16 protein-coding genes are annotated in these 11,994 nt (G+C 66.0%); 9 read left to right on the top strand and 7 right to left on the bottom strand.

The features are described 5' to 3' along the window. Positions 1 to 101: 101 nt before the first annotated feature. The 4 genes from CAF78_RS21580 to CAF78_RS21565 are packed head-to-tail and all read right to left on the bottom strand — an operon-like array spanning position 102 to position 3,282. The gene (locus tag CAF78_RS21580) at positions 102 to 719 is read right to left on the bottom strand and encodes a DUF3299 domain-containing protein (protein ID WP_256573932.1); all 618 of its coding nucleotides are present in this window, start codon (positions 717 to 719) and stop codon (positions 102 to 104) included. Between the two features lie 10 nt (positions 720 to 729). Then, positions 730 to 1,995 (bottom strand): ABC transporter permease, encoded by a 1,266-nt coding sequence (locus tag CAF78_RS21575; RefSeq protein WP_085677087.1) that lies wholly within the window; start codon positions 1,993 to 1,995, stop codon positions 730 to 732. Next, a complete protein-coding gene (locus tag CAF78_RS21570) occupies positions 1,995 to 2,705 on the bottom strand; it encodes an ABC transporter ATP-binding protein (protein ID WP_085677088.1) in 711 nt (236 codons plus the stop codon). The genes CAF78_RS21575 and CAF78_RS21570 overlap by 1 nt, the downstream gene beginning before the upstream one ends. Before the next feature lies 1 nt (position 2,706). After that, complete coding sequence (locus CAF78_RS21565) at positions 2,707 to 3,282, bottom strand: DUF2796 domain-containing protein (protein ID WP_085677089.1); 576 nt, start codon at positions 3,280 to 3,282, stop codon at positions 2,707 to 2,709. A 133-nt stretch (positions 3,283 to 3,415) separates the two neighbouring features. Between CAF78_RS21565 and CAF78_RS21560 the strand changes: the two genes are divergently transcribed. Continuing rightward, on the top strand, positions 3,416 to 3,754 hold the full coding sequence (locus CAF78_RS21560) for a hypothetical protein (protein WP_085677090.1): 339 nt from the start codon (positions 3,416 to 3,418) through the stop codon (positions 3,752 to 3,754). 132 nt (positions 3,755 to 3,886) lie between these two features. Here the strand turns inward: CAF78_RS21560 and trxA are convergent, their stop codons facing one another. The 3 genes from trxA to CAF78_RS21545 are packed head-to-tail and all read right to left on the bottom strand — an operon-like array spanning position 3,887 to position 5,915. Next, positions 3,887 to 4,771, bottom strand: coding sequence for a thioredoxin (trxA, locus tag CAF78_RS21555; protein WP_085677091.1), 885 nt, complete (start codon positions 4,769 to 4,771; stop codon positions 3,887 to 3,889). Between the two features lie 31 nt (positions 4,772 to 4,802). Beyond that, the gene (locus tag CAF78_RS21550; RefSeq protein WP_085677092.1) at positions 4,803 to 5,462 is read right to left on the bottom strand and encodes a methyltransferase; all 660 of its coding nucleotides are present in this window, start codon (positions 5,460 to 5,462) and stop codon (positions 4,803 to 4,805) included. Continuing rightward, positions 5,463 to 5,915, bottom strand: coding sequence for a YbaY family lipoprotein (locus CAF78_RS21545; protein WP_085677093.1), 453 nt, complete (start codon positions 5,913 to 5,915; stop codon positions 5,463 to 5,465). It lies immediately after the preceding gene. Positions 5,916 to 6,020: 105 nt separating this feature from the next. Between CAF78_RS21545 and nrdR the strand changes: the two genes are divergently transcribed. The 8 genes from nrdR (at position 6,021) to CAF78_RS21505 (ending at position 11,988) form a co-directional block, all read left to right on the top strand. Next, positions 6,021 to 6,485, top strand: a complete 465-nt coding sequence (nrdR, locus tag CAF78_RS21540; protein WP_003255402.1) for a transcriptional regulator NrdR — start codon at positions 6,021 to 6,023, stop codon at positions 6,483 to 6,485. Between the two features lie 2 nt (positions 6,486 to 6,487). After that, positions 6,488 to 7,618: a bifunctional diaminohydroxyphosphoribosylaminopyrimidine deaminase/5-amino-6-(5-phosphoribosylamino)uracil reductase RibD gene (gene ribD / locus CAF78_RS21535; RefSeq protein WP_085677094.1), complete on the top strand. Its 1,131-nt coding sequence runs from the start codon at positions 6,488 to 6,490 to the stop codon at positions 7,616 to 7,618. 42 nt (positions 7,619 to 7,660) lie between these two features. Beyond that, a complete protein-coding gene (locus CAF78_RS21530) occupies positions 7,661 to 8,326 on the top strand; it encodes a riboflavin synthase (RefSeq protein ID WP_016497780.1) in 666 nt (221 codons plus the stop codon). Between the two features lie 18 nt (positions 8,327 to 8,344). Beyond that, on the top strand, positions 8,345 to 9,436 hold the full coding sequence (gene ribBA / locus CAF78_RS21525) for a bifunctional 3,4-dihydroxy-2-butanone-4-phosphate synthase/GTP cyclohydrolase II (protein WP_016484697.1): 1,092 nt from the start codon (positions 8,345 to 8,347) through the stop codon (positions 9,434 to 9,436). A 91-nt stretch (positions 9,437 to 9,527) separates the two neighbouring features. Continuing rightward, positions 9,528 to 10,004, top strand: a complete 477-nt coding sequence (gene ribE, locus CAF78_RS21520; protein ID WP_027917814.1) for a 6,7-dimethyl-8-ribityllumazine synthase — start codon at positions 9,528 to 9,530, stop codon at positions 10,002 to 10,004. After that, entirely contained in the window at positions 10,001 to 10,501 is a 501-nt protein-coding gene (gene nusB / locus CAF78_RS21515) for a transcription antitermination factor NusB (RefSeq protein ID WP_054886551.1), read from the top strand. Before ribE ends, nusB begins: the two co-directional genes overlap by 4 nt. An 18-nt stretch (positions 10,502 to 10,519) precedes the next feature. Beyond that, on the top strand, positions 10,520 to 11,488 hold the full coding sequence (gene thiL / locus CAF78_RS21510; protein WP_085677095.1) for a thiamine-phosphate kinase: 969 nt from the start codon (positions 10,520 to 10,522) through the stop codon (positions 11,486 to 11,488). Beyond that, positions 11,485 to 11,988: a phosphatidylglycerophosphatase A gene (locus CAF78_RS21505; protein WP_085677096.1), complete on the top strand. Its 504-nt coding sequence runs from the start codon at positions 11,485 to 11,487 to the stop codon at positions 11,986 to 11,988. Before thiL ends, CAF78_RS21505 begins: the two co-directional genes overlap by 4 nt. Positions 11,989 to 11,994: the final 6 nt, after the last annotated feature.

The raw sequence follows: 11,994 nt of genomic DNA, 5'->3' as shown, positions 1-11,994 counted from the left end.
CCAAAGGACGTGAGTAAACGAGTAGTCCAATGGTACGGATGCGTCTGAAGCGAAAGTTTGACCCAGCTCAAAGAAGCGTCGTCACGAATTCGAAACAGTTCTCACTTGAGAACATAAGCGTATATTTTCTCCGCTTCCATCTGGTATCCGGCGTCGGCCAATTCGCTGCTGGAGGCTCTAACCTGCATATTTCCCTCGATCCAGTAAGGCTGGTAGAGGTCCTCCACGCGCACACCCATTTCGCTGAAGATATGCACGATCTGGTTCGACGGCGGGGGTGGCACATGGATGCAGGCGCCATAGTAAGGCACCAGCAAGAACTCTGTGGTGCGGCCTTCTTCACTGACCTCAAGTGGCACGATATAGCCCGGGATCTTGACCTGCTCGCCGTCCAGGCTTTTCACCACCGGGGCATCGGGCGCCTGCTGGCGTGCCGGCGGGGCCGATTCGGCCGACAGCGCATTGCTCAGCTGCGACATGTCGTGCAGCGGTGCCAGTTGTGGCGGGATGACCGGCGCGCCTTCGGGGATGAGCGCAGGCCAATCCAGCTCGCGGGGCTCCGAGGCCCAGGCAGGTAATGCCAGCGAGAGCAGCACTACCAGCAAAAGTTGGGCGGCCTGTCCCGGCCCTTTCGCGGGCGAGCCCGCTCCCACAGGGTTTGGCGCGCTCCTTGTGGGAGCGGGCTTGCCCGCGAAAAGGGCGGTGAGGTCTCGGATCATTGCAAAGCTCTCAGAGGTGAATGGACAGGCCATCGGCCAGCGATTGCCGATAGGCGCGCCAGGCCGGCACGCTGCCCATCAGCAACGCCGCGCCAAGGATGATGGCCAGCAGCGTCCACTCATGGGGGCTGGGCAAGGTCAGGGGCAGGTACAGGCCGTAGTTGGCCTGAACGTAGCCTTGCGCCAGGGCGATCCCCGCATACAGCAGCCCAAGACCCGCCGCAATGCCCGCAACCGCCAGCGCCAGCGCTTCGAGCACCAGCAGCCCGGCGATATGCCACGGCCGCGCACCCACCGAGCGCAGGATCGCCATCTCCCGGCGGCGTTCGTTGAGGCTGGTGAGGATCGCCGTGAGCATGCCGATCAGGCCGGTCAGCACCACGAACACCGACACCACGAACAACGCCTGTTCGGCGGTTCCCATCAGGCTCCACAGCTCCTGCAGGGCAACCCCGGGCAGGATCGCCAGCAACGGCTCGCTGCGGTACTCGTTGATCTCGCGCTGCAGGCTGAAGGTGGCGATCTTGTTGTTCAGGCCGAGCATGAACGCGGTGATGGCTGCTGGCTGCAGGTCCATGGTCCGCGCCTGGTCGGCACTGATGCGCCCGGCACCACGGGCCGGCACGCCGTTTTGCCAGTCGACGTGGATGGCTTCCATGCCGGCGAGGCTGATGTGCAGGGTGCGGTCGACCGGCGTGCCGGTGCGCTTGAGCACGCCGACCACGGTGAACGGCTTGTCGTCATGCTTGACCAGGCTGATCGCGGCGATACCGTGCGCCAGTACCAGCTTGTCGCCCAGCTTGTAGTGCAGCGCGTCGGCCACTTCGGCACCGAGCACCACTTCGAACGGGTCGCTGGCGAATTCACGGCCCTGGCTCAGTTGCAGATGCTGCTTGCGGCCGTACTGGTAATGGCTGAAGTAATCGGTGGTGGTCCCCATCACCCGGTAGCCACGGTGCGAGTCACCCAGCGAGATCGGGATCGCCCACTTGACCCGTGGGTCCTGGGCATAGTGCTGGAAGCTGTCCCAGCGGATGTTGTTGGTGGCGTTGCCGATGCGAAATACCGAATACAGCAGCAGGTTCACCGAGCCCGAGCGGGCGCCGACGATCAGGTCGGTACCGCTGATGGTGCTGGCGAAGCTGGCGCGGGCTTCGGTGCGTACGCGCTCGACGGCCAGCAGCAGGCATACCGACAGGGCGATGGCGAAGGCCGTGAGAAAGGCGGTGAAACGGCGGTTGGCCAGGCTGGCCAGGGCAAGGCGAAGCAGGTACATCAGGCCTCCCGGGGCTTGGCGGCGCGGTTGAGTTCGGCCAGGGACAGGTGCCGGTCGAACAGCGGTGCCAGGCTCTGGTCATGGCTGACGAACAACAGGCTGGAACCGGCCGTACGGCATTCGTCGAACAGCAGGCGGATGAAGGCTTCGCGGGTATCGGCATCCAGCGCCGAGGTCGGCTCGTCGGCAATCACCAGTTCGGGCTGGCCGATCAGCGCGCGTGCAGCCGCGACGCGCTGCTGCTGGCCGATCGACAGGCTGTCGGCACGCCTTGCGAGCAGCGCCGGGTCACCCAGGCCCAGGTGCGCCAGCAGCACGCTGGCGGCCTGATCGACGCTGCCGTGGCGCTGACGGGCACGTTCGGCGCGGCTGCGCGAAAAGCGGCACGGCAGTTCGACGTTTTCGCGCACCGAAAGGAACGGTAGCAAGTTGAACTGCTGGAAGATGTAGCCGGTGTGGTCCACCCGGAAGCGGTCACGCGCACCCTGGCCTAGCACGGCGAGGTCCTGCCCGAGCAGCTGGATACGGCCCTGACCTGGGCGGTTGACCCCACCGAGCAAGCCCAGCAGGGTGGTCTTGCCACTGCCACTGGGGCCCTTGAGGAACAGTGCTTCACCGGCCTCCAGGCGCAGTGCCGGGATATCCAGCAGTGGCGCCTGGCCGGGCCAGGCGAACACCAGGTCCTGCAGCTCAATCAACGGCTGGCGCATTTCAGAACGCGACCACGGCCTTGGCGGGCGAGGTCTCGACGCCTTTCTGGCCATTCGGGCCAATCAGTTGCACGTTGATTTTCTGGGTGGCCGGGAAGGCCTTGTACAGTGGGGTGAGGTCGATTTGGGCGAGTTTATCCGGGGTGGCGCAGGTCAGCTGGTAGTGGGCATTGATGTCGCTGTGCACATGGCCCTTCTCGTGTTCGTCACCATCGTCGTCAGCCTTGGCCGGGTCGCCGAACAGCGGGCTCTCCAGTTCTTGCTGATCCTCCTTGCAGCCTGCGGCCGAGGCCAGGGCGAACAGCTTCAGCGGCTGTTCGAGCTGCTGGCGTACCGCGGCAACCTTGGCCTTGTCGGCATCGCTGCTGGCGGCATGTTCGAAGCCGACCAGGTTCATCGCCGGGCTGTCCAGCTCCAGCTCCAGGGTGTTGCCGTCGAGCACCGCGTTGAGCTTGGCCACGCCATGTTCGTGGGCACCGAGGGTGCCGTGGGCGTGATCATGGTCATGTTCGTCGTGGGCATGGGCCACGGCCAGGGGCAGCAGGGCGAAGGGCAAGGCGAGCAGCAGACGACGCATGGACGACTCCAGGGAGATGCTGGGGAAATTGTGGTTATGTTATAACAACTTCTCTACGGCCCGCCAGCCTGGGTGGCGCAGGTTTCATGTTGCGGTAGCATGGCTGCATTGACTTGAGCTCAAGGAATGCATCGTGAGAATTCGTGGACAGATTGGCGACTGGCCGGTGGACCTGACCATCGAGTTGGAACCGCAGGAGTGGGCGCAGTTGGGGCGGCAGATCGAGGTGCCAGTGGCTGAGCCGGTGGCTGCAGCGGCAGCGGCGCCGCGCCAGGACGATGGGCAGTGGCATGCCGCACGTGAGGTGTTGCGCCTGGCAGGGCAGATGAACGGGCCAGAATTGCTGGACCGGCTGGAAGGACTTGCCGGGAGTACCGCAGCAGGCAAGCGGTTGCTGGTGCGCTTGCGCCACAGCAGCGAGGTGAAGGTGGAAAGTGGCGTGGATGCGCCGGTGTATCACTGGGTGGGGTGAGGTTGCCTATGCGGGCCTCTTCGCGGGCAAGCCCGCTCCCACAGGTACTGCACAGCTCTCAGGCCTTGCGCGATCCCTGTGGGAGCGGGCGCGCCCGCGAACGAGGGCAAAGCCCTCGCAACGGGCTTCAGGTCAGAACATGGCCGAAGACAGCCGACGGCGGTAAACCCCCACCAGCGGATGGTCACTGCCCAGCAGCTCGAACACCTGCAGCATCGCCTTCTGCGGCAAGCCGTTCTCATACCCGCGATTACGCTGGAACAGCTTCAGCAATCCTTCCAGTGCCGCTTCATACTGCTGGCGCGCCAGCTGCTGAATGCTCAACTGGTAAGCCGCCTCATCATCCTGCGGGTCCTGCGCCAGGCGGCTCTTCAGGTCGGCGACTTCCGGCAGGCTGGCGGCCTGGCGCAGGAAGGTCAGCTGCGCCTTGGCACCGGCCAGCGCGGCCTTGTGCTCGTCGGTCTTGACCGCGTCCAGCACCACCTGGGCTTCACCCAGCTCGCCGCGCTCGGCCAGGCAGCGGGCATAGAGGATCAATGCCTCGGCATTGCTGTTGTCTTCACCCAGCAGCGCTTGCAGCGCCGCCTCTGCCTCGGCGAAACGGCTTTCGGCAAACAGCGCCTTGGCGTGTTCAAGTGGCGAAGCGGTTGGCGCGGCCGGCAGTTGCACATGCGGTTCGAGCATGGCGCGGATCGCCGACTCCGGCTGCGCACCGGCAAAGCCGTCGACCGGCTGGCCATCCTTGAACAGCACCACGGTCGGCAGGCTGCGGATGCCGAACTGGGCCACCACTTGCTGCTCGACGTCGCAGTTGATCTTGGCCAGCAGCAGCTCGCCCTGGTAACCCTCGGCGATCTTCGCCAGCAGCGGCATCAGCGCCTTGCACGGCGCGCACCACTCGGCCCAGAAGTCCACCAGTACCGGCTTGTGGAAGGAGTTCTCGATCACCAGTTGCTGGAAGGTGGCATCGGTGGCATCGAAGATGTAGGGCAGATCTTTACTAGGAGCTAGGCTCATCGCGACTCTCGCAAATCCGTGATTCGCACCACTATAAAGGCTCGCGGCTGGCGTGGTACAGGCTGACCCGGCGGAATTCGTGCGGTTCGGCCAGGTCCGGCAGGGTCAGGGCCTCGAGCACGCCAAGCTGGCGGTACAGCGGGTGGCTGAAATCACGCACACGCGAGTCGGCCACCAGCGCCTGGCGGCCACGGCCAAGGAAGGCATCGAGCAGCGGCAGGTTGGCGCGGTCATAGAGCACATCGGCCACCAGGATCAGGTCGAAGCGGTCATCCTCGGCGAAAAAATCGCTGCTGTAACCGAGCTCCACCCCGTTCAGCGCGGCATTGGCGCGGCAGGCGTCGAGGGCCAGTGGGTCGAGGTCGCAGGCCACCACCTCCAAGGCGCCAGCACGGGCAGCGGCAATCCCGGCGATACCGGAACCGGCGCCAAAGTCGAGCACACGCTTGCCGGCCACCCATTCCGGGCGCGCGGCCAGGTAACGCGCCATGGCCAGGCCGCTGGCCCAGCAAAAGCTCCAGTACGGCGGTTCTTCGAGGATGCGCCGGGTTTCCTCGCTGCTGAAGGCGCGGTCCATGTTCTGGTCATCGATCAGCCATAGCTTCAGCTCGCACTCGGGCAGATCACTGACCACCAGGCGCGCTTCGCCGATCAGGCCGCTGAGGGCCTGTTGCAGGGCAAGCGGCGCCACTTACGGCGCCTTCTCGAAACGCAGCGGGCCGGTGGCCTGGGTCTGGGCCTGGATGATGCGCACCGGTGGCAGGTGCATGATCAGCTGGCCGGAGCTGCTGGCGCGGCCGCGCAGCTCGACGCGGGCACCGGCCGGGAAGGCCTCGGGGTTGAAACGCAGGTGATAGGGCAGGGCCTGGCCGGTGCCGGTCAGGGTGCTGCTGGCCAGCAGCTGTTGCGGGCGGTCGCGGTCGTCGATGACCAGCAGCGCCAGCTCCACATCCGCGCCGGCGGGGATCTCCAGCAAGGTGCCGCTCAGTTCACGCTGATAGGCCGGCAGCGGGCCAAGCGGTTCGGCGTTTTTCGCCACCTTGGCCGCTGCTGGCGCGGGGACTGCTTCGGTCTTGGGGCGGTCACTGCCGCAGGCGGCGAGCAGGGAAGCGCAGCACAGCACGACGAGCGCACGAAGATGCATGGGTGGGTCCTTCACGGGCAGAATTGTATGGATGTTAACCCCTTTGGCTTGTCTTGCCAGTGCAATGCGCTACCATGGCCCTCCCTTTTTTTGTTGCCTGCCACCATGCACTGTCCCTTTTGCGGTGCCAACGACACCAAGGTCATCGACTCGCGTCTGGTCGCCGAGGGCGAACAGGTGCGCCGCCGCCGTGAATGCGTCGCCTGTGGCGAGCGTTTTACCACCTTCGAAACCGCCGAGCTGGTGCTGCCGCGCTTGATCAAGCAGGACGGCACGCGCCAGCCTTTCGATGAAGAAAAACTGCGGGCCGGCATGCAGCGTGCGCTGGAAAAACGCCCGGTCAGCGTCGAGCGCCTGGAAGCGGCGCTGGCGCACATCAAGAGCCGCCTGCGCGCCACCGGCGAACGTGAGGTCAAGTCGCTGGTGGTGGGCGAAATGGTCATGGCCGAACTGCGCAAGCTCGACGAAGTGGCCTACATCCGCTTCGCCTCGGTGTACCGGCGCTTCCAGGACCTCGACGAATTCCGCGAAGAAATCGACCGCCTGGCCCGCGAGCCGGCTAAAGAGTGAGCATGCCCAGCCAGACCGCGATTCTCGATGCCCATTACATGGCCCGCGCGCTGGAGCTGGCGCGCAAGGGCGTGTACACCACCCACCCCAACCCGCGTGTGGGTTGCGTGATCGTCCGCGATGGCGAGGTGGTCGGTGAAGGCTGGCACGTGCGCGCCGGCGAGCCGCATGCCGAAGTGCATGCCCTGCGCCAGGCCGGCGAGCGGGCCCGCGGCGCCTGCGCCTACGTGACCCTGGAACCGTGCAGCCACCATGGCCGCACGCCGCCGTGCGCCGAGGCGCTGGTCAACGCCGGCGTGGCCCGGGTGGTCGCCGCCATGCAGGACCCCAACCCGCAAGTCGCAGGCCGAGGCCTGCGGCGCCTGGCACAGGCTGGCATCATAGTGGCCAGCGGCGTGCTCGAAGCCGAGGCCCGCGCCCTCAACCCGGGCTTTCTCAAGCGCATGGAGCACGGCCTGCCGTTCGTCCGCGCCAAGCTGGCAATGAGCCTGGACGGCCGCACCGCCATGGCCAGCGGCGAAAGCCAGTGGATCACCGGGCCCGCCGCCCGCTCGGCAGTGCAGCGCCTGCGCGCCCGCTCCAGCGTGGTGCTGACCAGTGCGGCCAGTGTGCTGGCCGATAACGCGCGGATGACCGTGCGTGGCGCCGAGCTGGGCCTGGATGCCGAAACCACCGCCCTGGCGCTGAGCCGCACGCCGCTGCGGGTGTTGATCGACGGCCGTCTGCGCTTGCCGCTGGATGCACCGTTCTTCCAGGCCGGCCCGGCACTGGTGGCCACCGCCGTCGCAGATGACCCACGCTATGCCGCTGCCGGCCATGAACTGCTCTGCCTGCCAGGCGACAATGGCCAGGTAGACCTGCCGGCCCTGTTGCAGGCGCTGGCCGCACGTGGCGTCAACGAAATCCTGCTGGAGGCCGGGGCCGGCCTGGTCGGCGCCTTCGCCAGCCAGGGCCTGATCGACGAGTACCAGCTGTTCGTCGCCGGCACCTTCCTCGGCTCCCAGGCCCGGCCATTGCTGGATTGGCCGCTGGACAGGATGAGCCAGGCGCCGCGGCTGAAAATTACCGAAATGCGCGCAGTGGGCGATGACTGGCGGGTCACGGCCATCCCTCTGCCGGCACCCGGCGTATAATGCCGGGCTTGCCCCGCGCAACCCGTTTTTGAGGAAGTCCCCATGTTCACCGGCATCATCGAATCCATCGGCACCATCCGCAGCCTGACCCCCAAGGGCGGTGACGTGCGCGTCTACGTCGAAACCGGCAAGCTCGACCTGGGTGACGTCAAGCTCGGCGACAGCATCGCCGTCAACGGCGTGTGCCTGACCGCCGTCGAGCTGCCGGGCAACGGGTTCTGGGCCGACGTCAGCGTCGAGACCCTCAAGCGCACCGCGTTCATCGACCTCAAGAGCGGCAGCAAGGTCAACCTGGAAAAGGCCCTGACCCCGACTACCCGCCTGGGTGGCCATCTGGTCAGCGGCCACGTCGACGGCGTCGGCGAAATCATCTCGCGCAGCGATAACGCCCGCGCCATCCAGTTCCGCGTGCGTGCGCCCAAGGAGCTGGCCAAGTACATCGCCCACAAGGGTTCGATCACCGTCGACGGCACCAGCCTGACGGTCAACGAGGTCAATGGCGCCGAGTTCGAGCTGACCATTGTCCCGCACACCCTGTCCGAAACCATCATGGCCGACTACCGCGCAGGGCGTCGGGTCAACCTTGAGGTCGACTTGCTGGCCCGTTACCTGGAGCGTCTGCTGCTGGGCGACAAGGCTGCCGAACCGAGCAAGGGCAGTGGCATTACCGAAAGCTTCCTGGCCGCCAACGGCTTCTTGAAATCCTGATTGAGAAGGGGGTGCCGAGTGGCGCTCAACAGCATCGAAGAACTGGTCGAAGACATCCGCCAGGGCAAAATGGTCATCCTCATGGATGACGAAGACCGCGAGAACGAAGGCGACATCATCATGGCGGCCGAGTGCTGCCTGCCTGAGCACATCAACTTCATGGCCAAGCACGCCCGCGGCCTGATCTGCATGCCGATGACCCGCGAGCGCTGCGAGACCCTGAAGCTGCCGCTGATGGCGCCGCGCAACGGCTCGGGCTTCGGCACCAAGTTCACCGTGTCGATCGAAGCCGCCGAAGGCGTCACCACCGGCATTTCCGCTGCTGACCGCGCCCGCACCGTGCAGGCTGCCGCGGCGAAGGACGCCAAGGCCGAAGACATCGTGAGCCCGGGCCACATCTTCCCGCTGATGGCCCAGCCCGGCGGCACCCTGGCCCGCGCCGGCCACACCGAAGCGGCGTGCGACCTGGCGCGCATGGCCGGCTTCGAGCCGAGCGGCGTGATCTGCGAAGTGATGAACGACGACGGCACCATGTCGCGCCGTGCCGAGCTGGAAGTGTTCGCCGCCGAGCACGGCCTGAAGATCGGCACCATCGCCGACCTGATCCACTACCGCATGATCCACGAGCGCACCGTGCAGCGTGTCTCCGAGCAGCCGGTGGAGAGCGAGCTGGGTGAATTCAACCTGGTCACCTACCGTGACGCGGTGGAAGGCGACGTGCACATGGCCCTGACCCTGGGCAAGATCTGCGCCGAAGAGCCGACCCTGGTGCGCGTGCACAACATGGACCCGCTGCGCGACCTGCTGCTGGTCAAGCAGCCGGGCCGCTGGAGCCTGCGCGCGGCCATGGCCGCCGTGGCCGAGGCGGGCAGTGGCGTGGTGCTGCTGCTGGGCCACCCGCTGGACGGCGACGTGCTGCTGGCGCACATCCGCGAGAGCGCGGGCGACGCACCGGCCAAGGCGCCGACCACCTACAGCACCGTCGGTGCCGGTTCGCAGATCCTGCGCGACCTCGGTGTGCGCAAGATGCGCCTGATGAGTTCGCCAATGAAGTTCAATGCGATATCCGGATTCGATCTGGAAGTTGTAGAATACGTGCCCTCCGAGTGACTTGAGGCGGCATTGACGCCCTGAGCTCGAGTCCAGACCCCTGTCGAGGCCGCTTGTATGCGGCCTCGCTCTTGAAGATGAGAATATCGGAATGACCCTGAAGACCATCGAAGGTACCTTCATCGCCCCCAAAGGTCGCTATGCTTTGGTGGTTGGCCGCTTCAACAGCTTCGTCGTCGAAAGCCTGGTAAGCGGCGCCGTTGATACCCTGGTACGCCACGGTGTCAGCGAAAGCGACATCACCATCATCCGTGCCCCGGGCGCGTTCGAAATCCCGCTGGTGGCACAGAAAGTCGCCCAGCAAGGCGAATACGACGCGATCATCGCCCTGGGCGCCGTGATCCGTGGCGGTACCCCGCACTTCGAATACGTGGCGGGCGAATGCACCAAGGGCCTGGCCCAGGTGTCCATGGAGTTCGGCGTACCGGTGGCCTTCGGCGTTCTGACCGTCGACTCCATCGAACAAGCCATCGAGCGCTCCGGCACCAAGGCTGGCAACAAAGGCGGTGAAGCTGCCCTGTCCGCTCTGGAAATGGTCAGCCTGCTGGCGCAGTTGGAGGCCAAGTGATTAGCGACGAAAGCGATCGTTTCAACCCGCGCGATCCAAAACCTGCGGATGCCGGCAAGCCATCGAAGAGCGCCAAGCGCCGCGAAGCCCGCAAGCTCGCGACCCAGGCCCTGTATCAGTGGCACATGGCCCAGCATTCGCTGAACGAGATCGAAGCGCAATTCCGGGTCGATAACGATTTCACCGATGTCGACGGTGCCTATTTCCGCGAGATCCTCCACGGGGTCCCGGCGATCAAGGGCGAAATCGACAAGGCGCTGGTGCCTTGCATGGCCATCGCACTGGAAGAGCTCGACCCGGTCGAGCTGGCCGTGCTGCGCCTGTCCACCTGGGAACTGATCAAGCGCGTCGACGTACCGTACCGCGTGGTGATCAACGAAGGCGTGGAACTGGCCAAGGTCTTCGGCGCCACCGACGGCCACAAGTTCGTCAACGGCGTGCTGGACAAGCTTGCCCCGGCGCTGCGTGAAGCAGAAGTCAAGGCGAACAAGCGCTGATCCTGGCGCTGCCGGCCCATGGGTGAGTTCGAGCTGATCAACCATTACTTCGCCGCCGCGCCCTGTGCGCAGGGCGGCGAGGGCGTGGCCCTGGGCATCGGCGACGACTGTGCCCTGCTGGACCTTCCCCCCGGTGAACAACTGGCGGTGTCGACCGACACCCTGGTCGCCGGGGTGCATTTCCCCGCTGTCTGCGACCCGCTGCTGCTTGGCCAGCGCTCGTTGGCCGTGGCGGCCAGTGACCTGGCGGCCATGGGCGCGACGGCGATCGGCTTCACCCTTGCCCTGACCTTGCCTGATGTCGGCCCCGACTGGCTGGCGGCCTATGCCGACGGCCTCAGCCGCATGGCCCACCGTTGCCGCATGAGCCTGATCGGTGGCGACACCACCCGCGGCCCGCTGAGCATCACCGTCACCGTGTTCGGCCGCGTGCCGGCCGGCCAGGCGTTGCGCCGCAGCGGCGCGCGGCCGGGCGACCTGCTGTGTGTCGGCGGTTCGCTGGGCAAGGCGGCCGGGGCGTTGCCGCTGGTACTGGGTGAGCGCGAGGCGCCGGCCGAACTGGCCAAGCCGCTGCTCGACCACTACTGGTCGCCGATGCCCCAGCTGCAGCTTGGCCAGCTGCTGCGCGGCCGGGCCACGGCGGCCTTGGACATTTCCGATGGCCTGCTTGCCGACTGTGGGCATATCGCCAAGGCGTCCGGGGTCGCCCTCGAGGTGAACCTGGCGCAGGTGCCAGTGTCTCCTGCTCTGCAGGCCTTCCTTGGCCACGACGGGGCACGGCTGGCAGCGCTGACCGGCGGCGACGACTATGTACTGGCCTTCACCTTGCCGCCTGCGGCGATGGCCCCGCTGACCGAACTCGGTTCCGTCGAGGTGCACGTCATCGGCCGCGTGCTCGAAGGCCAGGGCGTGACCCTGCGCGATCCGCAGGGCCAGGACATCACCCCGGCTCAACGGGGCTATCAACACTTTAGGGAGACACCGTGACCGACCACCCCAACCAGGTGCCAGCGGAGTTCGTTCCGCCATCGGTCTGGCGCAACCCGTGGCACTTCATCGCCTTCGGCTTCGGCTCGGGCACGCTGCCCAAGGCCCCCGGTACCTGGGGCTCGATGGTAGCGATCCCGTTCATCCCGCTGTGGCAGATGCTGCCCGACTGGGGCTACTGGCTGCTGCTGGGCGTGACGATGCTGTTCGGCTTCTGGCTGTGCGGCAAGGTCGCCAACGACTTGCGCGTGCACGATCATGAAGGCATTGTCTGGGACGAGATGGTCGGCATGTGGATCACCCTGTGGCTGGTGCCGGAAGGGTGGCAGTGGATCCTCGCCGGGTTCCTGATGTTCCGCTTCTTCGACATCCTCAAGCCATGGCCGATCCGCTGGATCGACCGCCATGTGCACGGCGGTGTCGGGATCATGCTCGACGATATCCTGGCCGGTGTGTTCGCCTGGCTTGGCATGCAGATTCTGGTATGGGCGGTAGGCTGAAGCAGG

Origin of the sequence: Pseudomonas sp. R28(2017) (assembly GCF_002112505.1) — a bacterium.
Classification (GTDB): domain Bacteria; phylum Pseudomonadota; class Gammaproteobacteria; order Pseudomonadales; family Pseudomonadaceae; genus Aquipseudomonas.
This window is presented reverse-complemented; position numbering and strand designations above follow the sequence as displayed.